The sequence below is a fragment of the Microbacterium aoyamense genome, from assembly GCF_023155855.1.
Lineage (GTDB): Bacteria > Actinomycetota > Actinomycetes > Actinomycetales > Microbacteriaceae > Microbacterium > Microbacterium aoyamense.
Genome location: NZ_JAKNUT010000002.1, coordinates 147,957 through 170,704, shown reverse-complemented (window position 1 = coordinate 170,704; position 22,748 = coordinate 147,957). Strand labels below are relative to the sequence as shown.

Annotated in this window: 25 protein-coding genes; 8 read left to right on the top strand and 17 right to left on the bottom strand. The window is 69.6% G+C overall.

Annotated features, from left to right (window positions below; all coding sequences use genetic code 11):
• Nucleotides 1-7: 7 nt before the first annotated feature.
• The 10 genes from MA876_RS07570 to MA876_RS07525 form a co-directional block, all read right to left on the bottom strand.
• On the bottom strand, nt 8-316 hold the full coding sequence (locus MA876_RS07570) for a helix-turn-helix domain-containing protein (RefSeq protein WP_248147451.1): 309 nt from the start codon (nt 314-316) through the stop codon (nt 8-10).
• Between the two features lie 112 nt (nt 317-428).
• Nucleotides 429-920: a CinA family protein gene (locus MA876_RS07565; RefSeq protein ID WP_248147449.1), complete on the bottom strand. Its 492-nt coding sequence runs from the start codon at nt 918-920 to the stop codon at nt 429-431.
• On the bottom strand, nt 917-1,483 hold the full coding sequence (gene pgsA, locus MA876_RS07560; RefSeq protein WP_248147447.1) for a CDP-diacylglycerol--glycerol-3-phosphate 3-phosphatidyltransferase: 567 nt from the start codon (nt 1,481-1,483) through the stop codon (nt 917-919). Before pgsA ends, MA876_RS07565 begins: the two co-directional genes overlap by 4 nt.
• Before the next feature lie 20 nt (nt 1,484-1,503).
• Nucleotides 1,504-4,167 (bottom strand): FtsK/SpoIIIE family DNA translocase, encoded by a 2,664-nt coding sequence (locus MA876_RS07555; RefSeq protein WP_248147445.1) that lies wholly within the window; start codon nt 4,165-4,167, stop codon nt 1,504-1,506.
• A gap of 61 nt (nt 4,168-4,228) precedes the next feature.
• Entirely contained in the window at nt 4,229-4,723 is a 495-nt protein-coding gene (locus MA876_RS07550; protein ID WP_248147443.1) for a GNAT family N-acetyltransferase, read from the bottom strand.
• 23 nt (nt 4,724-4,746) lie between these two features.
• Nucleotides 4,747-6,423, bottom strand: a complete 1,677-nt coding sequence (locus MA876_RS07545) for a ribonuclease J (protein WP_248147441.1) — start codon at nt 6,421-6,423, stop codon at nt 4,747-4,749.
• Between the two features lie 57 nt (nt 6,424-6,480).
• On the bottom strand, nt 6,481-7,458 hold the full coding sequence (dapA, locus tag MA876_RS07540) for a 4-hydroxy-tetrahydrodipicolinate synthase (protein ID WP_248147439.1): 978 nt from the start codon (nt 7,456-7,458) through the stop codon (nt 6,481-6,483).
• A gap of 23 nt (nt 7,459-7,481) precedes the next feature.
• A complete protein-coding gene (locus MA876_RS07535) occupies nt 7,482-8,246 on the bottom strand; it encodes an SDR family NAD(P)-dependent oxidoreductase (RefSeq protein WP_248147438.1) in 765 nt (254 codons plus the stop codon).
• Between the two features lie 365 nt (nt 8,247-8,611).
• Nucleotides 8,612-9,100, bottom strand: a complete 489-nt coding sequence (locus MA876_RS07530; protein ID WP_248147436.1) for a dihydrofolate reductase — start codon at nt 9,098-9,100, stop codon at nt 8,612-8,614.
• Nucleotides 9,097-9,906, bottom strand: coding sequence for a thymidylate synthase (locus MA876_RS07525; protein WP_248147434.1), 810 nt, complete (start codon nt 9,904-9,906; stop codon nt 9,097-9,099). Before MA876_RS07525 ends, MA876_RS07530 begins: the two co-directional genes overlap by 4 nt.
• 108 nt (nt 9,907-10,014) lie before the next feature.
• Between MA876_RS07525 and MA876_RS07520 the strand changes: the two genes are divergently transcribed.
• The 4 genes from MA876_RS07520 to MA876_RS07505 all read left to right on the top strand — a co-directional run bounded on the left by MA876_RS07520 (nt 10,015) and on the right by MA876_RS07505 (nt 12,396).
• Complete coding sequence (locus tag MA876_RS07520) at nt 10,015-10,452, top strand: TlpA family protein disulfide reductase (RefSeq protein ID WP_248147432.1); 438 nt, start codon at nt 10,015-10,017, stop codon at nt 10,450-10,452.
• Nucleotides 10,445-10,981 (top strand): DUF4395 domain-containing protein, encoded by a 537-nt coding sequence (locus MA876_RS07515; RefSeq protein ID WP_248147430.1) that lies wholly within the window; start codon nt 10,445-10,447, stop codon nt 10,979-10,981. Before MA876_RS07520 ends, MA876_RS07515 begins: the two co-directional genes overlap by 8 nt.
• Before the next feature lie 94 nt (nt 10,982-11,075).
• Nucleotides 11,076-11,501 (top strand): OsmC family peroxiredoxin, encoded by a 426-nt coding sequence (locus tag MA876_RS07510; protein WP_248147427.1) that lies wholly within the window; start codon nt 11,076-11,078, stop codon nt 11,499-11,501.
• A complete protein-coding gene (locus MA876_RS07505; protein ID WP_248147426.1) occupies nt 11,494-12,396 on the top strand; it encodes a TIGR01777 family oxidoreductase in 903 nt (300 codons plus the stop codon). Before MA876_RS07510 ends, MA876_RS07505 begins: the two co-directional genes overlap by 8 nt.
• On the opposite strand, the gene MA876_RS07500 is transcribed toward MA876_RS07505, so the two are convergent.
• Both MA876_RS07500 and MA876_RS07495 read right to left on the bottom strand, forming a co-directional pair.
• Nucleotides 12,393-12,842 carry a tetratricopeptide repeat protein gene (locus MA876_RS07500; RefSeq protein WP_248147424.1) on the bottom strand — a complete coding sequence of 150 codons (450 nt, stop codon included), beginning with the start codon at nt 12,840-12,842 and terminating at the stop codon, nt 12,393-12,395. The genes MA876_RS07505 and MA876_RS07500 overlap by 4 nt on opposite strands.
• Nucleotides 12,839-13,651 carry a 4-hydroxy-tetrahydrodipicolinate reductase gene (locus tag MA876_RS07495; protein ID WP_248147422.1) on the bottom strand — a complete coding sequence of 271 codons (813 nt, stop codon included), beginning with the start codon at nt 13,649-13,651 and terminating at the stop codon, nt 12,839-12,841. Before MA876_RS07495 ends, MA876_RS07500 begins: the two co-directional genes overlap by 4 nt.
• A gap of 43 nt (nt 13,652-13,694) precedes the next feature.
• Here MA876_RS07495 and MA876_RS07490 point away from each other — a divergent pair, with 43 nt between their 5' ends.
• Nucleotides 13,695-14,159, top strand: coding sequence for a GNAT family N-acetyltransferase (locus tag MA876_RS07490; protein WP_248147421.1), 465 nt, complete (start codon nt 13,695-13,697; stop codon nt 14,157-14,159).
• Here the strand turns inward: MA876_RS07490 and MA876_RS07485 are convergent.
• Nucleotides 14,156-14,638 carry an ATP-dependent zinc protease family protein gene (locus MA876_RS07485; protein ID WP_248147420.1) on the bottom strand — a complete coding sequence of 161 codons (483 nt, stop codon included), beginning with the start codon at nt 14,636-14,638 and terminating at the stop codon, nt 14,156-14,158. The two genes, MA876_RS07490 and MA876_RS07485, sit on opposite strands and share 4 nt — an antisense overlap.
• 25 nt (nt 14,639-14,663) lie before the next feature.
• Here MA876_RS07485 and MA876_RS07480 point away from each other — a divergent pair, with 25 nt between their 5' ends.
• Nucleotides 14,664-15,872, top strand: a complete 1,209-nt coding sequence (locus tag MA876_RS07480) for a RimK family alpha-L-glutamate ligase (RefSeq protein WP_248147418.1) — start codon at nt 14,664-14,666, stop codon at nt 15,870-15,872.
• Here MA876_RS07480 and MA876_RS07475 read toward each other — a convergent pair.
• From MA876_RS07475 to MA876_RS07465, 3 genes are all read right to left on the bottom strand, one after another.
• The gene (locus tag MA876_RS07475; protein WP_248147416.1) at nt 15,860-16,462 is read right to left on the bottom strand and encodes a histidine phosphatase family protein; all 603 of its coding nucleotides are present in this window, start codon (nt 16,460-16,462) and stop codon (nt 15,860-15,862) included. The genes MA876_RS07480 and MA876_RS07475 overlap by 13 nt on opposite strands.
• Nucleotides 16,463-16,550: 88 nt before the next feature.
• On the bottom strand, nt 16,551-17,582 hold the full coding sequence (locus tag MA876_RS07470) for an aldo/keto reductase (protein WP_248147414.1): 1,032 nt from the start codon (nt 17,580-17,582) through the stop codon (nt 16,551-16,553).
• Nucleotides 17,583-17,834: 252 nt separating this feature from the next.
• Nucleotides 17,835-20,117: a polyribonucleotide nucleotidyltransferase gene (locus tag MA876_RS07465; RefSeq protein WP_248147412.1), complete on the bottom strand. Its 2,283-nt coding sequence runs from the start codon at nt 20,115-20,117 to the stop codon at nt 17,835-17,837.
• Between the two features lie 312 nt (nt 20,118-20,429).
• Between MA876_RS07465 and MA876_RS07460 the strand changes: the two genes are divergently transcribed.
• Both MA876_RS07460 and MA876_RS07455 read left to right on the top strand, forming a co-directional pair.
• Complete coding sequence (locus MA876_RS07460) at nt 20,430-20,606, top strand: DUF5302 domain-containing protein (RefSeq protein WP_248147411.1); 177 nt, start codon at nt 20,430-20,432, stop codon at nt 20,604-20,606.
• Between the two features lie 12 nt (nt 20,607-20,618).
• Complete coding sequence (locus MA876_RS07455) at nt 20,619-20,756, top strand: hypothetical protein (RefSeq protein ID WP_248147409.1); 138 nt, start codon at nt 20,619-20,621, stop codon at nt 20,754-20,756.
• Between the two features lies 1 nt (nt 20,757).
• Here MA876_RS07455 and MA876_RS07450 read toward each other — a convergent pair whose 3' ends face one another.
• Complete coding sequence (locus MA876_RS07450) at nt 20,758-22,725, bottom strand: glycosyltransferase (RefSeq protein ID WP_248147407.1); 1,968 nt, start codon at nt 22,723-22,725, stop codon at nt 20,758-20,760.
• Nucleotides 22,726-22,748: the final 23 nt, after the last annotated feature.

The window sequence follows — 22,748 nt, the reverse complement described above, 5'->3', positions numbered from 1 at the left end:
GCGCCGGTCAGCGGAACGAGAGCTCGGAGCCGACCTCGGCCACGAGATCGTCGGGAACGACGTCGGGGAAGACCTGCACACCCTCGAGGATCGAGATGCGGTCGCCGACTTCGCGCATGATCGTGGAGATCGGCACATCGAGCGCTTCGGCGACGGAGGCGAGGATCTCGCTCGACGCTTCCTTCTGGCCGCGCTCCACCTCGCTGAGGTAGCCGAGTGCGACACTGGCGCGGCTCGCGACCTGGCGAAGGGTACGGCCCTTCTGCTGGCGGTAGTCGCGAAGCACTTCGCCGATCTCTTGACGAACCAGGATCATTGTGGGCCCCCTCCCCTTGCTTCCGCCCGATTGTCCGGGTGGACAACGGTACAACACCGGTCGTTGTCAATCTAATCCCACCCGCTGAGGAATGGGTGGGAATCGCCGAATGTCACACACCCGAAACACGGGCGTCGGGATGCGGCAGGGCGGCGAGAACGGCGGCCAGCGCGGCCTCGGTCGAGGCCCGTCGGATCGCATCGCGGTCACCGGCGAACATGCCGGTGCCCGTCGTCGTGGCATCCGGCGTCGCGACGGCGATGCACACCGTGCCGACGGGCTTGCCGTCCTGGGGCTCGGGACCGGCGACGCCCGTCGTGGCGATGCCGACGTCGGCACCCAGGACCCGGCGCACTCCCTCGGCCATCTGCAGGGCGACATCGGGATCGACCGCGCCGACGGCATCGAGGAGCGCGGCATCCACTCCCAGCACGTCGCGCTTCACCTCGGTCGCATAGGCGACGACTCCCCCGCGCACGGTCTTCGAGGCGCCGGGCACCTCGATCAGCGAAGAGACGACGAGTCCGCCCGTGAGCGATTCGGCCACGGCGATCGTCCATCCGTGCTCGGCGAGCCGCGCGAGGACGGCCGCGGCATCCGTCATGCGCGCTTCTTCCGCGCAGCGCGCAGTTCGGTGACGACGTAGTCGATGCCGCTCGCGATCGTCAGGATGACGGCGATCGTCATCGTGACGCCATTGACCCAGAAGATCCAGTCGCCGACGAGCGTCCACAGCGGCAGCAGCGCGAGGGACAGGGCGACAGCCTGCGCGACGGTCTTGAGCTTGCCCATCCAGGCCGCGGCGAGTACGTGGTCGCTCACGACCATGAAGCGGTAGACCGTGATGCCGATCTCGCGGATGAGCACGACGATCGTGATCCACCACGGGAGCTCCCAGAGGATCGAGAGCCCGATGAACGCGAAGCCCGTGAGCACCTTGTCGGCGATGGGATCCAGGAGCTTGCCGAGATCGGTGACGATGTCGTGCTTGCGTGCGAGGTAGCCGTCGATGCCGTCGGTCGCGATCGCGACGATGAACAGCGCCGCGGCCCACCAGCGCAGCTGCCCGTCGGCGCCCTCGTCGGCCAGCAGAAGCCAGAGGAAGACCGGCGCGCAGAAGATGCGTACGATCGTGATCGCGTTGGGGAGCTGCCGGGGAATCGCCACGGGCCGAGCCTATCGGGCCGTCAGTCGCGCCCGGTGAGGCCCCAGGCGTCCTCGGACCCCTCCTCCGACTCGACGACCTCGTACCCCTCGAACTGCGCATCGACCGGGTCGGACGCTGCGGGCACGTCCTCGCCCCGCAGGCGCGCGAGCACTGCCGGCAGCTGCTCGTTCGTCACGAGCACGTCCCGCGCCTTCGAGCCCTCCGACGGGCCGACGATCTCGCGCGACTCGAGGAGGTCCATGAGACGCCCGGCCTTCGCGAACCCCACGCGGAGCTTGCGCTGCAGCATCGAGGTCGAGCCGAACTGGGTCGAGACGATGAGCTCGGTCGCCGCGAGCAGGAGCTCGAGGTCGTCCCCGATGTCGGCGTCGACCTCCTTCTTCTCAGCGGCGACGGTGACCTCGCGGTACTCGGGCCGAGCCTGCGCCGTGACGTGCTTGACGACCTTCTCGATCTCGGCTTCGCTGACCCAGGCGCCCTGCACGCGGATCGCCTTGGACGCGCCCATCGGCAGGAAGAGACCGTCGCCCTGACCGATGAGCCGGTCGGCGCCGGGCTGGTCGAGGATGACGCGCGAATCCGTGACGCTCGTCACCGCGAACGCGAGCCGCGAGGGCACGTTCGCCTTGATCAGGCCCGTCACGACGTCGACCGAGGGTCGCTGCGTGGCGAGGACGAGGTGGATGCCGCTGGCACGCGCGAGCTGCGTGATGCGCACGATCGAGTCCTCGACGTCGCGCGGTGCGACCATCATGAGGTCGGCGAGCTCGTCGACGACGACGAGGAGGTACGGGTAGGGCTTGAGCACGCGCTCACTGCCCGGGGGCAAGGTGATCGTTCCCTCGTTGACGGCCTTGTTGAAGTCGTCGATGTGCCGGAACCCGAACGACGCGAGGTCGTCGTAGCGCATGTCCATCTCTTTCACGACCCACTGCAGCGCCTCGGCGGCCTTCTTGGGGTTCGTGATGATCGGCGTGATGAGGTGCGGCACACCCGCGTACGACGTCAGCTCGACGCGCTTCGGGTCGATCAGCACCATACGCACGTCCGACGGCTTCGCCTTCATGAGCAGGCTCGTGATCATCGAGTTCACGAAGCTCGACTTGCCCGAGCCGGTGGACCCTGCCACGAGCAGGTGGGGCATCTTCGCGAGGTTCGCCACGACGTAGCCGCCGCCGACGTCCTTGCCGACGCCGATCGTCATGGGGTGGGTCGAGCGCACGCACGCCTCGGAGCGCAGGACGTCGCCGAGCGTCACGATCTCGCGGTCGGTGTTGGGAATCTCGACGCCGATCGCGCTCTTGCCGGGGATCGGGGCGAGGATGCGGACCTCGTTGGATGCCACGGCGTACGCGATGTTGTTCGTGAGCGCCGTGATGCGCTCGACCTTGACGCCGTGGCCGACCTCGACCTCGTACTGCGTGACGGTCGGACCGCGCGAGAATCCGGTGACCCGGGCATCCACGCCGAACTGGTCGAAGACTCCCGTGATCGCCCGCACGATCACGTCGTTCGCCTCGGACCGCTCCTTGTGCGGCGTCCCCTCGGCGAGCGCGTTCACGGCCGGCAGGCGGTACGGGAGCGCCGGCGGGCCACCGTGCGGTGTGTCTGTCCCGATGCCGTCGAGTCCGGGGAGGACGCCGTCGTCGAACGGATCCTCTTCGAAGTCGTCCTGCAGCGACGTGCCGCCGCGCTTTGCACCCTTGCCCGCGCCGGCGAGCACGGAGGGATCGAGCACTTCGGTCAGCGCGTCGGGCGTCACCAGCGGCGTCTGCGGAACGGGCGCGATCGTCGCCTTCTCGAACCCGCCCTGCGACGCGCCGGGCGTCAGCAGCTCGGTGAGATCCTGCGAGCCGATGCCGTCGTCCGGGTCCTTCTCGCGACCCGTCTTGTTGCGCCGCCACCACGGCATCGAATCGTCTTCGCCGTCGGCGTCGTCGAACGAGGGGCCTGCGGCATCCTTCTCGCTCTCGTCGCGCGGCTCCGCGCCGAACATCCACCCGTAGAGCTCGCCGAGGCGGCGGCCGATGCGGTTCGGCGGCGTCTTGGTGATGATGAGGATGCTGAGCACGGCCAGCACCGAGAGCACGATGTACGCGCCGACGTCCGTCAGGAGCATCGCGATCGGCTCGCCGAGCATCCAGCCGAACAGGCCGCCCGCTTCGCTCAGGCCCGGAAGGCCCCCGCTCGGCTGCGGTCGGCCGCCCGCGACGTGGCAGAAGCCCGCGATCGTCCAGACCAGGAGGCCGAATCCGATGCCGATGCGCCCGTTGTCGTGGACGGACGACGGATGCCGGAACATCCACCCCGCGAGCACGAGCAGCAGGACGGGCATGACGAAGGCCTCGCGCCCGATGAGCGCGCCGACGGTGTACGCGCTGATGTTCGCGGCCACCTCGTTGCCGATGAAGAACCACTCGTTGACGGCGCCGGCGATCGCGAGCAGCACCAGCAGGAACGGGAAGCCGTCACGACGCTGGTCCTTCTCGAGGGTCTCGGGGCCGAAGGCGCGGAACAGGCCACCCGTGGCGTGCGCCAGGCCCAGCCACGCCCGGACGATGACGGGCGGCTTCTCGGCCTCGCCGACGTAGCGCTTGGGCGTCGGCGCGGGCTTGCGCGCGCGCGACGAGGACCCCCCTGCGGGCGCGCGACCACTCTTGGTCGGACTGGAACTCCTGGCCATTCCCCCACGGTACGACCGGTGAGCGACATTTCCGGGGAGCGACGCGGGCCCGCGGGTACGCTCAGCGCAGGCGCTTGACCATCGTGTCGCGGCCGATGCCGGGCTGGGTGACGGCGAATCCTTCGGATCGGTAGAGCGTCGCGGCGAAGTTGCCGCGCTCGACGCTGAGGCTGATCCGGGCGAAGCCCTGGGCGCGGGCGTCGTCGCACAGCCGCTGCAGGAGGGTGCGACCGACGCCGTGCGCGCGCCAGATGGGTTTGACGCCGATGATCAGTTCCGGCACGCCCGTGCCCACGTAGCCGAATCCCGGATCGGTGCGCGGGAGCATCCGCCGCCACGCAGCGCCGATCGATTCACCGTGCGCGTCGACGGCGACGAAGCCCGCGTCGCCCGGCCGCATCCACCCCGCGACGTAGCGGCTGTGCTCGGGGCTCGTCATGACCTGATGCTTCGGCCGTGCGCCACCCTGTCGCCAGTTCGCAGCCTCGACGACCATGTCGCCCAGGAACGCGCCGTCGGCCTGCGTGGCCGAGCGCACGGAGAAGGAGGACGGCATGAGTGGAGAGTACCGATCGAGTGTTACGCCTCGATGACGAGCGGCACGATCATCGGCCGCCGGCGCAGCGACGTGTTGACCCAGCGGCCGATCGTGCGGCGGACGATCTGCGAGAGCGCGTGGGTGTCGCGGACTCCCGAGCTCGCGGCCTCGGCGAGCGCGGACGCGATCTTGGGCTTGACGTCGTCGAACACCGAGTCGTCCTCGGCGAAGCCGCGAGCGTGGATGTCGGGGCCGCTGATGATCTTGCCGGTCGTGGCATCCACGACGACGATCACCGAGATGAAGCCCTCCTCGCCGAGGATGCGGCGGTCCTTGAGGTCCGCCTCGGTGATCTCGCCGACGGTCGATCCGTCGACGTAGACGAAGCCGAGGTCGTACTGGCCGACGACAGTGGTGTCGCCGTCCTTAAGGTCGATGACCGTCCCGTTCTCGGCGAGGATCGTGCGCTCCGCCGCGATGCCGGTGTCCTGCGCCAGGCGCGCATTGGCCATGAGGTGCCGGTACTCGCCGTGGATGGGGAGCACGTTGCGGGGCTTGAGGATGTTGTAGCAGTAGAGCAGCTCCCCCGCCGCCGCGTGACCCGAGACGTGCACTTTCGCGTTGCCCTTGTGCACGACGTTCGCGCCGAGCTTCGTGAGGCCGTCGATCACTCGGTAGATCGCGTTCTCGTTGCCGGGGATCTGACTCGACGCGAGGATCACGGTGTCACCGGGGCCAGGCTCGATCTCGTGGTCGTTGTTGGCCATGCGGCTGAGGACGGCCATCGGCTCACCCTGCGACCCTGTCGACATGTAGACGATCTTGTCGTCGGGCAGGTCGCGCGCCTTCTTGTAGTCGATCAGGACGCCCTCGGGCACCGTGAGGTAGCCGAGGTCCGCGGCGATCGTCATGTTGCGCACCATGCTGCGGCCGAGGAGGGCGACTCGACGGCCGTGGGCGGCCGCGGCATCCAGCACCTGCTGCACGCGGTGGACGTGGCTCGAGAAGCTGGCGACGATGACGCGGCGCGGAGCGCGGCCGATGACCTGGTCGAGGACGGGGCCGATCTCGCGCTCGAGCGGCGTGAAGCCGGGCACGTCGGCGTTGGTCGAGTCGACGAGGAAGAGGTCGACGCCCTCCTGGCCGAGACGGGCGAAGGCGCGGAGGTCGGTGAGCCGCCCGTCGAGCGGAAGCTGGTCCATCTTGAAGTCGCCCGTCGCGAGGGCTGTGCCCGCGGGCGTGCGGATCGCGACGGCGAGCGCGTCGGGGATCGAGTGGTTGACCGCGATGAACTCGAGGTCGAAGGGTCCGAGCTGCTCGGTCTGGCCCTCACGCACCGTCAGCGTGTAGGGGCGGATGCGGTGCTCTTTGAGCTTGGCCTCGACGAGTGCGAGCGTCAGCCCCGAGCCGATGAGCGGGATGTCGTTCTTGAGCTTCAGCAGGTACGGCACGGCGCCGATGTGGTCTTCGTGACCGTGCGTCAGCACGAGTCCGACGACGTCGTCGAGGCGGTCCTTGATCGGCTCGAAGTCCGGCAGGATCAGGTCGACGCCGGGCTGGTGCTCCTCGGGGAAGAGCACGCCGCAGTCGACGATGAGCAGCTTGCCTTCGTACTCGAAGACCGTCATGTTGCGACCGACCTCGCCGAGGCCGCCGAGCGGCGTGATCCGCAGCGTACCGGGCGCGAGGGCGGGCGGGTCGATGACCGTGGTGGGCATGGAGTGCCTCCTTGTGGATGTCGCGGCATCCGTCTTCTGGTCGCTCGTGCGACCGTGTTATCGCGTCGTGCCCGACACCTTCGGCAGAGCGCCGCCGGCGGCGGCGTTGCGGTCCGGACGGAAGTTGGAGAAGTCGGCGCCGTCGACCCCGGTCACGAGTGCGAGCTCGTCCTCGATCTTGGCGGCCTCCCACTCTTCCGGGCCGACGAGCGGCAGCCGCACACGCGGGCTGCCGATGCGGCCGAGGCCGTGCAGGATGTACTTCGCGCTGACGGTGCCAGGGACGTGGGTCATCACGGCGCGCACGAGCGGCTCGAGCTGCTGATGCGCGGCCGTCGCCGTCTTCAGATCACCGGCGTTCACGGCGTCGACGATCGCGCGGTACGGCGCGGGGGCGATGTTGGCCGTCACACCGATGAGCCCCGTCGCGCCGATCGCGAGGTGCGGCAGCACGTTCGCGTCGTCACCCGAGAAGTACATGAGGTCGGTCTGGTTGAGCACGCGGCTCACTTCGCTGAAGTCGCCCTTCGCGTCTTTGATCGCGAGGATGTTCGGGTGCTTCGCGAGCCGCAGGATCGTCTCGTACTTGATCGGCACGCCCGTGCGACCGGGGATGTCGTAGAGGATGACCGGCAGGTCGGTCGCGTCGGCGACGAGCCGGAAGTGGGTCAGGATGCCCGCCTGCGTCGGCTTGTTGTAGTACGGCGTGACGATCATGATGCCGTCGGCGCCCGCGCGCTCGCTCGCTTTGTAGAGCTCGATCGCGTGGGCCGTCTCATTCGAGCCGCCGCCCGTGATGATCTTGGCGCGGCCGGCCGCGACATCCTTCCCCGTCTCGACGAGGCGGATCTTCTCGGCGTCGGTGAGCGTCGACGTCTCGCCCGTCGTGCCGGTGACGACGATGCCGTCGGCACCCGCCGTGATGACGTCGTCGATGTGCTTCTCGACCGCGGGCCAATCCACTTCGCCGTCGGCCGTCATAGGAGTGACGAGCGCGACGAGAACCTGTCCGAAGGGGTTGCCCGAATGCGTCATGTCTTCAGGCTATCGGGATGCGACTACTTGCGTCCCGCCTGCCCGGCCCGCGCGGCGAGATTCGCGGGAGCGAAGCGCGAAGCTCCGACGAGGACCTTGAAGCGCAGCGACGGGATCGACACCGCTCGACCGCGCGCGGCATCACGCAGCGACTCCTTGACGACGTCGGGCGCGTCGAGCCACATCCAGTCGGCGACGCCCTCCTGCCCGGGCGGGAGGCCCGCGCGCTCGTGGAAGTTCGTGTGCGTGAACCCCGGGCAGACGGCCGTCACCGTGACGCCCTTCGGCCCGTAGCGCCCGTTGGCCCACCTGCTGAAGCTGACGATCGCCCCCTTGACGGCGCCGTACGTCGACCGCGGGATGAACGCCGCGACCGAGGCGACGTTGATGATGCGTCCCTTGCCGCGTTCGAGCATGACCGGGAGCACGGCGTGCATGAGGCGAAGCGGAACCTCGACGTGCAGATCGAGGTGGCGGATCTCGTCCTCGATGTCGTTCTTCTCGAACGCGAGCGCGAGGCCGTGCCCTGCGTTGTTGACCAGGATCTCGACGGGACGGGATGCATCGGCGAGCCGCGCGACGACCTTGTCGCGTTGACGGTGCTTGAGCAGGTCCGCCGCGAGCACCTCGACCTGGACGCGGTACTGCGAGCGCAGGCCCGCCGCGATGGTCTCGAGCGTGTCCCGGTCGCGCGCCACGAGGACGAGATGGGCGCCGCGCGCCGCGAGCTGTCGCGCGTACTCGGCGCCGAGGCCGGAGCTCGCGCCCGTGATCAGAGCGGTGGGCATGCTCGACACGCTAGCGCCTGGCGCCGCGCCGCGGCCACGTCGACGACGTGGAGCCGGATGAGGATGTCGTCGACCCTCCACGCATGAAGTTGCTTCGTCGTGGCGATTCCGCCGATCGCGGCCATCTTGACCTGCCAATCGAATGTCCACGGGGCATGGGGGGACGGATAGCGCGCCAGGAGCCTCCCGACACCGTCCTTCACTCCAGGACTGCCGCGCACCCTTCAACCACGACCGTCGATGTTCGCGAGTCCTGCAGCCCGAAGGTCGCTGACGCGAGCGAGCTCGGCGACAGCGCAAGGAGTCGGCGACGAGTGGACGCGGCGGGGCGTGGAAGCCGGCCGTTTCCGAGTCGGCGCGTCGATTCAGAGCGCGGCGGGCTCGAGGCGGAGGAAGCGGTAGCGGATGCCGGTACGGGAGGTCATCCACTCCCCCTCGTCGACCACCGACCAGCCGTCGCGCGGCGGCGCGAAGGTGTCGCCCGGGACGTCGAGGTCGAGCTCGGTCACCTCGAGCAGATCGGCTCGGGAGATCGCCTCGCGGAAGAGCGCCCCGCCGCCGATGACCCACACGCGTCCGTCTCCGGCGAGCGCGAGCGCATCCGCGAGTGAGGCCGCGTGCTCGGCGCCGTCGGCGGACCACTCGGCGTTGCGCGTGACCACGATGTTGCGTCGACCGGGAAGGGGCCGGAAGCGGTCGGGGAACGACTCCCACGTGCGACGCCCCATCACGACGGGCGCCCCCATCGTGACCTCCTTGAAGTGCGCGAGGTCCTCGGGCACGTGCCACGGCATCCCGCCGTCGGCCCCGATCACCCCGCCGCGCGACTCGGCCCAGACGAGCCCGATCGTCATACCGCGACCGCGCCGCGGATCGCGGGGTGGTGCTGATAGTCCTCGATGATGAAATCGTCGTACCGGTAGTCGAAGATCGAGTCGGGTGTGCGCGCGAAGCGCAGCGACGGGTACGGGTACGGCTCACGGGTGAGCTGCTCGCGTACCTGCTCGAGGTGGTTGTCGTAGATGTGGCAGTCGCCGCCGGTCCACACGAAGTCGCCGGGCTCGAGCCCCGTCTGCTGCGCGATCATGAGCGTCAGCAGCGCATAGGAGGCGATGTTGAACGGCACGCCGAGGAAGAGGTCGGCGCTGCGCTGGTACAGCTGGCACGAGAGCTTGCCGTCGGCGACGTAGAACTGGAACAGCGCGTGGCACGGCGCGAGCGCCATGTCGGGGATGTCGGCCGGATTCCACGCCGAGACGATGAGGCGCCGGGAATCGGGGTTCGAGCGGATCTGCTCGATCACCTGCGAGATCTGGTCGATGCTCTCGCCGCCGGGTGCCGGCCACGAGCGCCACTGCACGCCGTAGACGGGACCGAGTTCGCCCGCGGCATCCGCCCACTCGTCCCAGATCGTGACGCCGTTCTCCTGCAGCCACGCGACGTTCGACTCGCCGCGCAGGAACCACAGCAGCTCGTACGCGATCGACTTGAAGTGCACGCGCTTCGTCGTGATGAGGGGGAAGCCCTGCGCGAGATCGAAGCGGATCTGGCGACCGAACGAGCTCGTCGTGCCGGTGCCCGTGCGATCGTCCTTGTGGACGCCGTTCTCGAGCACATCGCGCAGCAGATCTTCGTACGGAGTCGGGATGCCGGAAGTCACGCTCGCCACGATACCCGCGCCCGCGGCATCGAGGCCGTGTGACGCGACGACCGTCACATTGCGGCGTCCCGGGATCCATTCAGGAGAAATTAGTTATCCTCGTCTGTTGTGAACCTTTTCGGCGCCCTGATCGCGATCGCGATCCTCCTCACGGTGACGATCGCCGTCGGCGCGTACCTGCGGTGGAGCCAGTCGCGACCCCAGCGTCACATTCCGCATGAGGTCGTCGAGCCGCAGCGGCTGGGGGCGGTCTCCCTCGGCGATGTCGCGACGCTGCTCCAGTTCAGCACCGAGTCGTGCGCCAAATGTCCCGGTGTGCACCGCACCCTCGCTTCGATCGCCGACGCCCGTGACGGCGTCGCGCACCTCGACGTCGATCTGACGCATCGCCCCGACATCGCGAAGCACTTCCACGTCCTGCAGACCCCCACGACCCTCGTGCTCGACAGCGACGGCGTCGTGCAGACGCGATTCGGTGGAGCACCGAACCGCGACGTCATCGAACTCGAACTCACGCGACTGACGGGAGTGGCCGCGCATGCCTGAGACACCCGCTGCACCCCGCGGGATCGATCCCCGCGGCCCGCGCTTCGCCGCCGCGATCACGTCGTTCCTGCTCCTCGTCGCCCTCTTCCTCGGTCTGACGGGCCTGGGCACGACGTACGGCGCCGGCGGATGGGACATCCACTCCGCATCGCTCGCGGAGCGGGCATCCACTCCCGCGTTCCTGCTCATGCTCGCGATCGCGCTGCTGTTCCTGTGGTCGCTGCTCTCCCCGCGGACGCAGCCCTGGAGCGCGCTCTTCCGCACCGCTGTACAGCCCCGCCTGTCCGCGTCGACCGAACTCGAGGACCCCCGTCCTCCGCGTTTCGCGCAGGGCGTCGGACTCTTCGTCGTGACGATCGGGCTCGTCCTGCAGCTGTTCGGCGTGCCGTGGGCGCTCTCGATCGCCGCCGCCGCGGCCTTCTTCGCGGCATTCCTCAACGCGGCGTTCGGCATCTGCCTCGGGTGCATGCTCTACCTCCTCCTCCAGCGCGTCGGTCTCGTCGGCCGCGCGCGGCCCACCGCCGCCTGAGCCGAGGCTGTCAAGGCGTCGCGCACGGCGGGCACCCCGGTTAGGCTGACCGCGAGGCGCCCGGCCCGCGCGGCGCACGCCAGAGGAGGAACCGATGACCGTCACGAGCGAAGCCAAGACCGCCTGGAAGGGCGCACTCACCGACGGATCGGGCGAGGTGTCTTTCGTCTCCTCGGGCATGGGTCCGTACGAGGTGAACTGGAAGGCGCGCAGCGAGGGCTCGACATCGGTCACGACCCCGGAAGAGCTCATCGCAGCCGCACACTCGTCGTGCTTCAGCATGGCGCTCTCGCACGCGCTCGCCGAGAACGGCACCCCTCCGGAGTCGATCGACACGACGGCATCCGTCACCTTCAAGCCCGGCACGGGGATCACCGGCAGCCACCTCAACGTCAACGCCGTCGTCCCGGGCCTCTCGGCCGAGGACTTCGAGCGCATCGCGGCCGCCGCCAAGACCGGGTGCCCCGTTTCGCAGGCGCTCGCGGGCATCGAGATCACCCTCGAGGCGACGCTTGCCTGATCCCCGTCGATTCGTCGTCGCGGGGGCCTCGGGCCTCATCGGCACGGCGCTCGTCGAAAGCCTCCGCGCCGACGGCCACGAGGTGCGCAGGCTCGTGCGCCACGCGCCCGCGGCACCCGACGAGATCGAATGGCTGACGGATGCCGCGCCGCTCGATCCCGCCGTGCTCGACGGCGTGGACGCAGTCGTCGGACTCAACGGCGCGAGCATCGGGAAGTTCCCCTGGACTCCGAAGTACAAGAACACGCTCCTGTGGTCGCGGATCACGCCCACGCAGGCGCTCGCGCGAGCGATCCGCGAGCACGGCGCCGATGCGCCGCACTTCGTCTCGGCCTCGGCGGTCGGCTGGTACGGCACGGCTCCGGGGGTGAGACTCACCGAGGACGCCCCGCAGGGCGACTCGTTCCTCGCCGACCTGTGCGGCGAGTGGGAGGCCGCAGCCCGCGCGGCGGGCGAGCGTGTCGCGACCCTCCGCACCGCACCGATCGTGCATGAGGACGGCGTCCTCAAGCCGCTGCTGCTGCTCACGAGGCTCGGGGTGAGCGGACCGATCGGCCGCGGCACGCAGGTCTGGCCCTGGATCTCACTCGAGGACGAAGTGCGCGCGATCCGGCACGTGATCGATCACGGCGTGACCGGCCCTGTGAACCTCACCGGTCCGACGCGGGCGACCGCGAACGATCTGGGCTTCGCCCTCGCACGACGCATGAACAAGCCGTTCGTCCTGCGGGCGCCCGTGTGGGGCATGAAGCTCGTCCTCGGCTCCGACGCGACGGAAGCGATCCTGACGGCCGATATGGACGTCGTGCCGGCCGTGCTGGAGGCATCCGGATTCTCCTTCCGTCACGAGACGGTGGACGATGCCGTCGCGGCGGCCGTGCCTGCGGCGGACTAGCTCCGGCGAGACGCGCTCTCGAATCGGATCGCGGTGCGCACGGCCTCGCGCGCGCGACGCCGGTCGCCCGACGCGTCATAGGCGAGCCCGAGCCGATACCAGGCGCGCCAGTCCTCGGGCGACGCCTCGACGGCGGCCCGGTAGGCCGGGAAGAGGGCGTCCGCGTCGGAACGCACGACCCGACCGCTGGGCTTGACCGCGACATCCTCGTCGGGGAGTCCCCCTTCCGTCTCGAGACGCTTGCCGAGCTGCTCGGCGCGGACGCCGAACCAGAGCTCGCGTCCGAGCGCCCACGTGGCGATGAGCGGCAGCACGATGAGCGCGACCCCCATGCCGACGCCGACCGGGTCGCCGCTCACGAGCAGCAGCACGGCGCGCTGCCCGACGAGCACGATGTACAGCGCCAGGAGCGCTGCCATGACGGCGACGCCGATGCGAGCGCTCACGAGGGCGTGACGCGCGCGACCTGCCCCGAGACGTCGCCCTCGGCGACGGGCGCCCCGGCGCGCGTACCGGGTGTGCGCAGGCCGATGTCGAGGAAGGAGTCGAGACCGACGATCACGCCGACCGCGTCGCGTGCGGCGACGAGGGCGAGACGGATGCCGGGGCCGTACGCCGCGGCGGGCTCGATCGTGTCGTGCACGATCGTGAGCGACTCCCCCGCTCCCGCGAGGATCGTCTCCTGCCGCGCGATGACGCCCGGGCGGCGGAGGGAGTGGATGGGCACGCTCGCGACCTGCTGACCGCGGGCGCGCTGATCGACGCGCGGCGACTCGACCGGGCCGACGTCCGCGCGCGCGGCCGCGATGAGCTCCGCCGTGCGGATCGCGGTGCCGCTGGGCGAGTCGGCCTTGGTCTCGCGATGCGCTTCGACGATCTCGATCGACGGGAAGAAGGGCGCCGCCGCGGCGGCGAGCGCCGAGCCGAGCACCGAGCCGAGCGAGAAGTTCGGGATGAAGACGGCGCCCGTCCCCGCGGCTTCGACGAGCGGGCGCACGAGCGCGATGCGCTCGGCGGACCAGCCCGAGGTTCCGACCAGGACGTTCTGCCCGCGCTCGACGGCAGCGCGCACGACGTCGATCGAGACGGCGGTGGTCGAGGCATCCACCACGAGGTCCGCGCCGTCGAGCTCCGACGGATCCGACCCCGACGACAGGATGGCGAAGACCTCGAAACCGTCCTCGGCTTCGACGACCTCGCGGATGATCCCGCCGAGTTTGCCGGTCCCGCCCACGATGGCCACGCGCGTCGTCATGCGTCCATCCTAGGTGCGGGCTCCACGGCCCTACGCTGGGAGGATGGCCGCCCTGATCGAGATGCCCGTCGACGATCCCACCGCCCACGCGCTGCTCGCGGAGTACTTCGACTCCCGCGAGATCGGCTTCGCGCACCAGAACGTCGTGTACACGCGGAAGTACCCGGATGCCGCCGCCTTCACGCCCCCCGCGGGCGTCTTCCTCGTCGTGCAGGACGACGAAGGAGCGTTCGTGGGATGCGGCGGCATCCGTCTGCTCGACGCCGGTCGCTACGAGGTCAAGCATCTTTATCTGCGTCCCGAGACCCGCGGACGCGGGTGGGGACGACTGCTGCTCGCCGAGCTCGAACGTCGCGCGATCGACCTCGGAGCTCGCGAGCTCGTGCTCGACACGCACCACTCGCTCGAGGCGGCGGCGGGTCTGTACGCGGCGACCGGATTCGTCGCGATCGAGCGCTACAACGACAACCCCAACGCGACGCGCTGGTACGGCAAGCCGATCGGCTAGTCCAGGATTCCGCGGTTGCGACGGCGGATCGCCTTCGGCGCGCGCCCGCCCAGGAACGAGCGCTTCGAGTCCACGACGAAACCGTGGCGGAGCGCCTGGCGGCCGATGAGGATGCGGAAGCCCATCTTGTCGCGGTTGGTCAGCGTCACCTCGGTGGTGACCTCACGACCCGGCAGGCCGATGCGCATCAGCACGACGTAGCGCCGCTGCGAATGACCCGACGAGCTGCGGATGCGGCGCACGTCGTGCACGGGCAGCTCGAGCGTCGTGCCGTCGTGGATCGAATGCTGCCACGGGCGGATGTCGCAGCGCACCCAGGTCTCGCCATTCCGCTCGAACTCCTCGATGTTGACCGCGTGCAGCGCGGATGAGCGCGCCCCCGTGTCGAGCTTGGCCTTCATCCACTCGATTTCCGCGTCGGGCAGGCTCACCCACTCGCGCCAGCCCACGAGAGTGTTTGAATGGATGCGGTCCGTCACCCCTCGATCCTCCCAGGAATCCGGCATGAAGCTCGCCCTCCTGTCGCGCGCGCCGCGCGCGTACTCCACCCAGCGTCTCAAGGCTGCAGCGCTGCAGCGCGGTCACGACGTCCGCATCCTCGACACCCTCCGCTTCGCGATCGACCTCTCGGGCGACGAGCCCGACCTGCAGTACCGGGGTCGTCCGCTGTCGGACTACGACGCCGTGCTCCCCCGCATCGGCAACTCCATCACGTACTTCGGCACAGCCGTCGTGCGCCAGTTCGAGCAGATGGACGTCTACACGCCCAACACGGCGAACGGCATCTCGAACGCACGCGACAAGCTCCGGGCGACGCAGATCCTCTCCCGCCACAACATCGACATGCCGGCGACGGCGTTCGTGCGCAACCGCGCGGACGTCCGCCCCGCGATCGAGCGCGTCGGCGGCGCACCCGTCGTCATCAAGCTGCTCGAGGGCACGCAGGGCATCGGCGTCATCCTCGCGCCCGAGATCAAGGTCGCCGAGGCGATCATCGAGACGCTGCACTCGACACGGCAGAACGTGCTCATCCAGCGCTTCATCGCCGAGAGCCGCGGCCGCGACATCCGCGCGCTCGTCGTCGGCGACCGCGTCGTCGCGGCAATGCGTCGCAGCGCGCAGGGCGACGAGTTCCGCAGCAATGTGCACCGCGGCGGGTCGGTCGAGGCAGTCGAACTCACGCCCGAATACGAAGAGGCCGCCGTGCGGTCCGCCCAGATCATGGGCCTCAAGGTCGCGGGCGTGGACATGCTCATGGGCTCGGACGGTCCGCTGGTCATGGAGGTCAACTCCTCCCCCGGGTTGCAGGGCATCGAGACGGCGACGAACCTCGATGTCGCCGGTGCGATCATCGACTACATCGCCAACCAGGTCGGGTTCCCCGAGATCGACGTGCGCCAACGGCTCACCGTCTCGACCGGCTACGGCGTGGCCGAACTCCTCGTGCACGGCGACGCCGACCTCGTCGGCAAGACACTGGGCGAGTCGGGATTGTGGGAGCGCGACATCACGGTGCTCACGCTGCACCGCGGGGCGACGGTCATCCCGAACCCGCGCAAGAACGTCGCTCTCGAGGGCGAGGACCGCCTGCTCTGCTTCGGCAAGCTCGAGGAGATGCGCTCGATGATCCCGCAGCGCCGCCGGCGGCGGTCGAAGGTGCGCAAGCTCCCGAAAGAGCCGATCCCGGTGGAGACGCCGGATCAGACCGGATAGTCGTCCGGCAGACCCGTACGCAGCTCGACGGGCAGGTGCGCGAGGTCGTTGTGCGAGACGAGCGTCCACGGGCGCCCCTGCTTCTGCGCGAGCACCGTCAGCCCGCAGTGCGCCTGGTTGAGCGTCATCCATCGCCAGTCCGGCGCCTGCAGCACCTCTCGCACGAACCAGCCGATGACGAAGTTGTGCGTGATGATGAGCTCATGCACCTCGCCGCTCTTGCGCACGAGGAACTCCGAGACGGCGTCGGCCATCTGCGCGCGCCCCGCCTCGACCTCCGCCTCGGTCACCGATCCGAAGAACGGCTCGAAGGCAGCGGGCGTCTCGTCGGTCATGCCGGTCGGCACGCAGTCGAAGAGCAGCGCGGACGGCTCAGGGGACGCCGACGGCATGCGCTCGGCGACGGCCTTGGCCGTCTGCGACGCACGCATGAGCGGCGAGTGCCAGACTGCGTCGAACGCGACTCCTGACAGACGGTCGGCGAGGAGGGATGCCTGACGCCTGCCGCGCGGCGAGAGGGGGCCGTCGGAGAGTCCGTACTCGGCGTCCTGATGCTCACCATGGCGCACGAGATAGATGTAATGCGTCACGCAGCTCGCTTCGTCGGGGGCCATGCACCCGATCGGGGCGCTCTTCCACCCTACGTCACGATCCCGATGTCGCGACCGGACCCGCGACTCACTCCGACGCGCGGGCGATGTCGGCGAGCTGGCCGCGGTTGAGCCGCACGCCGACTCCCTGCACGAGCTCCTCGACGTGCTCCGGTGCGTACGCGTTGACGATCGGCGCCGTCACGAGCTTCTGAGCGAGCAGCCAGGCCACGGCGACCGCGGCATCCGGAACCCCGAGCTCGGCACCGACCGCATCGAGTGCTCGCAGCGTGCGACTGCCGCGGCGGTTGAGGTTCGCCGCGATCTGCGCGCCCCGCACCGACAGGCTGGAACGGGCACGCGAGCGGTGGCGCCCCGCGAGGAAGCCGTGCTCGAGTGCGTGCGACGGCGTCACGGCGATGCCCTGGGCACCGACGACGAGCCTCAGGTCGGGGTCGAACTCGTGCCGACGCACGACGTTGAACGGGACGTCGAGGACCGTGATGCGGGGGTATCCGGCCGACGAGAAGATGCGAGCCTCGACGAGCTGCGCCGCGGTGTATCCGACGGCGCCGATCGCCCGAGCCTTGCCCGTTTCGACGAGCCACTCAGCGGTCGCGAGGGTGTCTTCGAGGGCGGTGGTCTGATCCGCCGTCGCGTCGAGGTACAGGACGTCGATGCGGTCGGTGCGAAGCCGGGTGAGGGATGCCTCGACCGCCCGCACGAGGTTGACCGAGTCGAGCCCGGGGTTGTCGGCGTGCCCGCCGACGCGGACGCCGAGCACGATGTCGTCGCGGAGTCCGCGGGAGTGGATCCACTGGCCGATGATGTGCTCGCTGCGGCCGCCCGAGTAACGATCGGCGGTGTGCACCGCGTTGCCGCCGAGTTCGACGTACGAGTCGAGGATCTCGTGGCTCGATTCGAGATCGACGTTCCAGCCGAACTCGGCGCCGCCGAGGATGAGGGGGAAGACGGCCGGGCCGCCCTCGCCCAGCGGGACGCGCACACCGGCACCGACGCCGGGCCCCTGCACGGGGATCGGTGCGGAAGGGTGGACCGCGGGGACGCGCTCAGGAGCGCTCTTCGCCGAGACGGCAGAGCCGACGCCGAAAACACTCATGTCCCACCCCCTCACGATGATCCGTCAGCGGAATCCTCGTGACCACTTTTCGCCCGTGCCCCCCGGCGCGGTAGTTAGAGAGTAGGGCAGGCCGCGGACACTTCCGTGCAATGAGTCGTACAAGCGGTAAACATTCCATAACGCTTTCGTCACGGACGCGCTATCATTCCCTCCCCTGTCCCCCGAACGGCGGACAGACGACGGATGCCCGCTCCTCGGAAGAGGAACGGGCATCCGGTCGAGCACGGAGGATCAGCCCTCGGCGGGCGCGTCCCCGGGACCCTCGCTGGCAGCAGCAGAGCCCTCCTGGTCAGCAGCCTCTTCGAGCACGGGCTCGAGCGACAGCTTGCCGCGGTCGTCGATCTTCGTGATCTTGACGAGGATCTTCTGGCCGACGCCGAGCACGTCTTCGACGTTCTCGACGCGCTTGCCGCCGGCGAGCTTGCGGACCTCGCTGACGTGCAGCAGGCCGTCCTTGCCCGGCAGGAGCGACACGAACGCGCCGAACGTCGCGATCTTGACGACGGTTCCGAGGAACTGCTCGCCGACCTCGGGGTTCGTCGGGTTCGCGATCGCGTTGACCTGCGCGCGGGCGGCCTCGGCCGAGGGGCCGTCGGTCGCACCGATGTAGACCGTGCCGTCCTCTTCGATCGAGATCTGCGCGCCGGTCTCATCCTGGATCGCGTTGATCGTCTTGCCCTTGGGCCCGATGAGCTCGCCGATCTTGTCGACCGGGATCTGGACGCTGATGACGCGGGGCGCCGTCGGTGCCATCTCGTCCGGTCCGTCGATCGCCTCGTTCAGGACGTTGAGGATCGTGATGCGAGCCTCGTGCGCCTGCGTCAGCGCGGCGGCGAGGACCGACGACGGGATGCCGTCGAGCTTCGTGTCGAGCTGGATCGCGGTGACGAACTCGCTCGTGCCGGCGACCTTGAAGTCCATGTCGCCGAGGGCGTCCTCGGCGCCGAGGATGTCGGTCAGCGCGGCGTAGCGCGTCTGGCCGTCGACCTCGTCCGAGACGAGACCCATCGCGATGCCCGCGACCGGTGCGCGCAACGGCACACCGGCGTTGAGGAGCGACAGGGTCGAGGCGCAGACCGAGCCCATCGACGTCGAGCCGTTCGAGCCGAGGGCCTCGGACACCTGACGGATCGCGTAGGGGAACTCCTCGCGGCTGGGCAGCACCGGCACGAGGGCGCGCTCGGCGAGGAAGCCGTGCCCGATCTCGCGACGCTTCGGCGAACCGACCCGGCCGGTCTCACCGGTCGAGTAGGGCGGGAAGTTGTAGTGGTGCATGTAGCGCTTGCTCGTCGTGGGCGACAGCGAGTCGATCTGCTGCTCCATCTTGAGCATGTTGAGCGTCGTGACACCCAGGATCTGGGTCTCGCCGCGCTGGAAGATCGCCGAGCCGTGGACGCGCGGGATGACCTGCACCTCGGCGTCGAGCGGACGGATGTCGGCGAGACCGCGACCGTCGATGCGCACGCCCTCGGTGAGGATGCGGCCGCGCACGATCGTCTTGGTCACCGACTTGTAGGCGGCCGAGAACTCGAGCGTCGCGACAGCGGGGAGCTCCCCCGCCTCGACGGCGGCGAGGAGCTGTGCCTTGACGTCGTCCTTGATCGCGTCATCCGCGCTCTGACGCTCCTGCTTGTCGGCGATCTGGTACACCGGCACGAGGCGGTCGTAGGAGCGGCCGGCGACGAAGTCGTAGACCTCCTGGCTGTACGCGGGGAAGACCGGGTAGGGCTGGATCTCCTTCGCGGCGGTGTTCGCCACGACGTTCTGCGCGGCGACCAGCTCCTTGATGAAGGGCTTCGAGGCCTCGAGGCCCTGCGCGACGACCTCTTCGCTCGGCTTGGTGGCGCCGGCCTTGATGAGGTTCCAGCTGTTCTCGGTGGCCTCGGCCTCGACCATCATGATCGCGACTTCGCCGTCGGCCAGCACGCGGCCGGCGACCATGAGGTCGAAGACGGCCTCGTCGACCTGCGCGGCGTTGGGGAACGCGACCCACTGGTCGGCGTGCTCGCCGTGGCCCGGGATGAGCGCGAGGCGGACGCCGGCGATCGGACCCGAGAACGGCAGACCCGAGATCTGCGTCGAGAGGGATGCCGCGTTGATCGCGAGCGCGTCGTAGTACTCGCCCGGAGCGATCGAGAGCACGGTCACGACGATCTGCACCTCGTTGCGGAGGCCGTCGACGAACGACGGGCGCAGCGGGCGGTCGATGAGACGGCAGACGAGGATCGCCTCGGTCGAGGGGCGACCCTCACGGCGGAAGAACGAGCCGGGGATCTTGCCCGCGGCGTACGAGCGCTCTTCGACGTCGACGGTCAGCGGGAAGAAGTCGAAGCCTTCGCGCGGGTGCTTGCCGGCGCTCGTGGCCGACAAGATCATCGTCTCTTCGTCGATGTACGCGGCGACCGCGCCCTGCGACTGCTGTGCGAGACGACCGGTTTCGAACCGGATGGTACGGGTGCCGAAGCGGCCGTTGTCGAGAACGGCTTCAGCGGCGGTGATTTCAGGACCTTCCAAGAGGTCTCTCCTTCTTTGTTTCGACTCGCCCGCCCGTGTGGCGTGCGAGATCATACGAAGGAGCAGGAACAGGCAGATTTCAGCACGCCAGGATGATGCGCTTGCGCTGGTCACCAGTGGAAGGCTTCCAGACGTCGATGGCGAGATCGACGGCTGGAAGACCACCACAGGAGACCAGCATCCTGCCGGCCTGCTCCGTGAGCTCATGTTGAATTGAGCGGATCGCCCGAAGGCAACCCGCACAAGCCTACCAGCGGCGGCCGGAACGCCCTATTGCTGGCCCCGTGCGGAGCGCGTGCGTAGGCTGGCCTCATGAGCACCGACGACAAGACCGCCGCCTCCGAGGAGATGAAGCGCAAGTTCAAGGAGGCGCTCGACAAGAAGAACGCGCACCACCGCGAGGGCGAGGCGCACCTCGACGGCGACTCGGCCGTCCACGGCACGCACGGCGCGGTCACCAAGCGCGAGTTCCGTCGCAAGAGCGGCTAGGAGGCATCCGCCATGGTCTTCGACCCCACCTTCAACGAGATCACCGAGGAAGCCGACGAGCTTCCCGACCTCGACGGCTCCGGCCCGCAGGAAGAGCCCCTCGACGGCGACGTCGAAGCCGACGACCTCGAGCCGCTCGGCGACAGCTGAGTCAGCCGGACACGCGATCCGAGATCGAGCGACCGCGGCGGATGCGGACGTAGTCGTCGTGCTTGGCGACGAGGCCGTCGCCCGCCGTGCGACCGCGCACGCGGCGCCACACCCACGGGAGCGCGTCGCGCGTCATCCAGGTTCCCGGAGCCGGTCGATCGTCGTCCGCGTGCAGGGCGTCGTCGAGCAGGCCGAGCGCTTCGGCGTCCGGCACCCCGAGTGCCTCCGCCGCGCGGTACGCGAGGAAGCGATGGCCGCGTGAGCGGAGGTGGACCTTGTCGTCCGCCCACATCTCGAGTTCGCCGATCGAGGGATGCGCCTCGAGATCGAGCAGCATGGCGCTGTGCGCCGCGGCGATGCGTCGCAGCTCGGACGCGTAGGTCGCGAATCGCCGGGCGAAGACGAGGGCGGTGATCCGCCGCGGCAGGAACGGCGTGACGAGCAGGACGTCGATCCCCGACGCGCGGAGGAGGCGGACGGATGCCTCGAGCTCGGCTGCGAGACGCACGGGGTCAGCGCCCGCGCTCACCAGATCGTTGGCCCCCATCAGGATCGACACGAGGTCGGGCTTGAGCGCGAGCGCCCGGGCGACCTGCCCGCCGGTGAGGTCGCGCACGCGGCGGCTGCGAACCGCGAGATTGGCGAAGCGCAGGTCGCCGCCGCCTGAGCCGGCATGGGCCAGCAGGTGCGCGAGGCGATCCGCCCACCCGCGGTACTCCCCCGGCGACATGCGCGACGTGTCGCACAGGCCTTCGGTGAGCGAATCGCCGAGGGCGACGTAGCGGCTCCACCGCGCGGTCTTCGCGGGCGCGCTCGCGAGTGGGGAAGGGCGCGTCGCGCCGCGCGCGAGGAGTGCGTCGTCGAGGGGACGCAGCATCCTCGCATCGTCGTAGTGGTCGACGAGCTCGGCGCCCAGCGCCGACCACGACCGCGGCAGCACGCCCTCGCGAGCGGCGAGGCCGAACGCGCGGCGCTTGCCCTCGTCGCCCACGAGATCCGTGACCCGCGCACGGAGATCCGCGAGGTCGCCGGGACGATAGAGCCACCCGTCGACGCTGCTGCGGACGAGATCCACGGGGCCGCCTCGGCCCGTCGCGACGACGGGCACGCCGCTCGCGAACGCCTCCTGGAGCGTCTGTCCGAAGGTCTCATGCTCGCCGGGATGGACGAAGACGTCGAGGCTCGCGACGATCGTGGCCAGCTCCTCACCGCCGCGGAAGCCCAGGAACAGCGCACGAGGCAGGAGCTCTTCGAGCCGCGCTCGAGACGGGCCGTCGCCGACGATCACGAGCCGTGTGCCCGGGATGTCGCTCAGCGCGACGAGATCCTCGACCTGCTTCTCAGGGGCCAGGCGCCCGACGTAGCCGATCAGCACCTCGCCGGGCGCGACGTCCCGGCGCCACGATTCGTCTCGTCGCTGCGGAGCGAATCGCTCGGCATCCACCCCGCGTCCCCACCGGCGAACGCGGTCGATGCCGAGCGCTTCGAGCCGCAGGGCGGCGGGCGACGAGGGCGCGAGCGTGAGGGTGGAGCGACGATGCAGCCGCACGAGGTGGCGTGTTCCGAGCGCCGCGAGCGCAGGCACGCCGTACTTCTCGGCGTAGGCGACGACATCCGTCTGGTACACCGCGACGGTCGGCACGCCGAGCGCGTCCGCCGCCGCGAGACCCTGCCAGCCCAGCACGAAGGGCGATGCCAGGTGCATGACATCGGGGCGGAAGTCGGCGAGCACCGACGTGAGCCGGGCGGCGCGCGCGACGGCGATGCGCACCTGCGGGTAGGAGGGCAGCGCCACCGAGCGCAGGAGCTCGGTGCGCACGCCGTCCAGCGTCGCGGGCTCCTGCGACCCCGGAGCGATGACGAGCGCTTCGTGGCCCTCGCGACGCAGATGCGCCAGGACCTGGAGGACGGAACCCGTCACTCCGTTCATGTGCGGAAGGAAGGACTCGGCGAGAATCGCGACTCTCATGCGTCCAGGGTGGAGGCGCCGCG

Bases quoted from the DNA above. Each gene is read 5' to 3' on its own strand.
- MA876_RS07570 (WP_248147451.1), bottom strand. From the start codon at position 316: ATGATCCTGGTTCGTCAAGAGATCGGCGAAGTGCTTCGCGACTACCGC.
- MA876_RS07565 (WP_248147449.1), bottom strand. From the start codon at position 920: ATGACGGATGCCGCGGCCGTCCTCGCGCGGCTCGCCGAGCACGGATGG.
- MA876_RS07555 (WP_248147445.1), bottom strand. From the start codon at position 4,167: ATGGCCAGGAGTTCCAGTCCGACCAAGAGTGGTCGCGCGCCCGCAGGG.
- MA876_RS07550 (WP_248147443.1), bottom strand. From the start codon at position 4,723: ATGCCGTCCTCCTTCTCCGTGCGCTCGGCCACGCAGGCCGACGGCGCG.
- MA876_RS07545 (WP_248147441.1), bottom strand. From the start codon at position 6,423: ATGCCCACCACGGTCATCGACCCGCCCGCCCTCGCGCCCGGTACGCTG.
- dapA (WP_248147439.1), bottom strand. From the start codon at position 7,458: ATGACGCATTCGGGCAACCCCTTCGGACAGGTTCTCGTCGCGCTCGTC.
- MA876_RS07535 (WP_248147438.1), bottom strand. From the start codon at position 8,246: ATGCCCACCGCTCTGATCACGGGCGCGAGCTCCGGCCTCGGCGCCGAG.
- MA876_RS07530 (WP_248147436.1), bottom strand. From the start codon at position 9,100: ATGACGATCGGGCTCGTCTGGGCCGAGTCGCGCGGCGGGGTGATCGGG.
- MA876_RS07515 (WP_248147430.1), top strand. From the start codon at position 10,445: ATGCCTGAGACACCCGCTGCACCCCGCGGGATCGATCCCCGCGGCCCG.
- MA876_RS07510 (WP_248147427.1), top strand. From the start codon at position 11,076: ATGACCGTCACGAGCGAAGCCAAGACCGCCTGGAAGGGCGCACTCACC.
- MA876_RS07495 (WP_248147422.1), bottom strand. From the start codon at position 13,651: ATGACGACGCGCGTGGCCATCGTGGGCGGGACCGGCAAACTCGGCGGG.
- MA876_RS07490 (WP_248147421.1), top strand. From the start codon at position 13,695: ATGGCCGCCCTGATCGAGATGCCCGTCGACGATCCCACCGCCCACGCG.
- MA876_RS07480 (WP_248147418.1), top strand. From the start codon at position 14,664: ATGAAGCTCGCCCTCCTGTCGCGCGCGCCGCGCGCGTACTCCACCCAG.
- MA876_RS07470 (WP_248147414.1), bottom strand. From the start codon at position 17,582: ATGAGTGTTTTCGGCGTCGGCTCTGCCGTCTCGGCGAAGAGCGCTCCT.
- MA876_RS07460 (WP_248147411.1), top strand. From the start codon at position 20,430: ATGAGCACCGACGACAAGACCGCCGCCTCCGAGGAGATGAAGCGCAAG.
- MA876_RS07455 (WP_248147409.1), top strand. From the start codon at position 20,619: ATGGTCTTCGACCCCACCTTCAACGAGATCACCGAGGAAGCCGACGAG.
- MA876_RS07450 (WP_248147407.1), bottom strand. From the start codon at position 22,725: ATGAGAGTCGCGATTCTCGCCGAGTCCTTCCTTCCGCACATGAACGGA.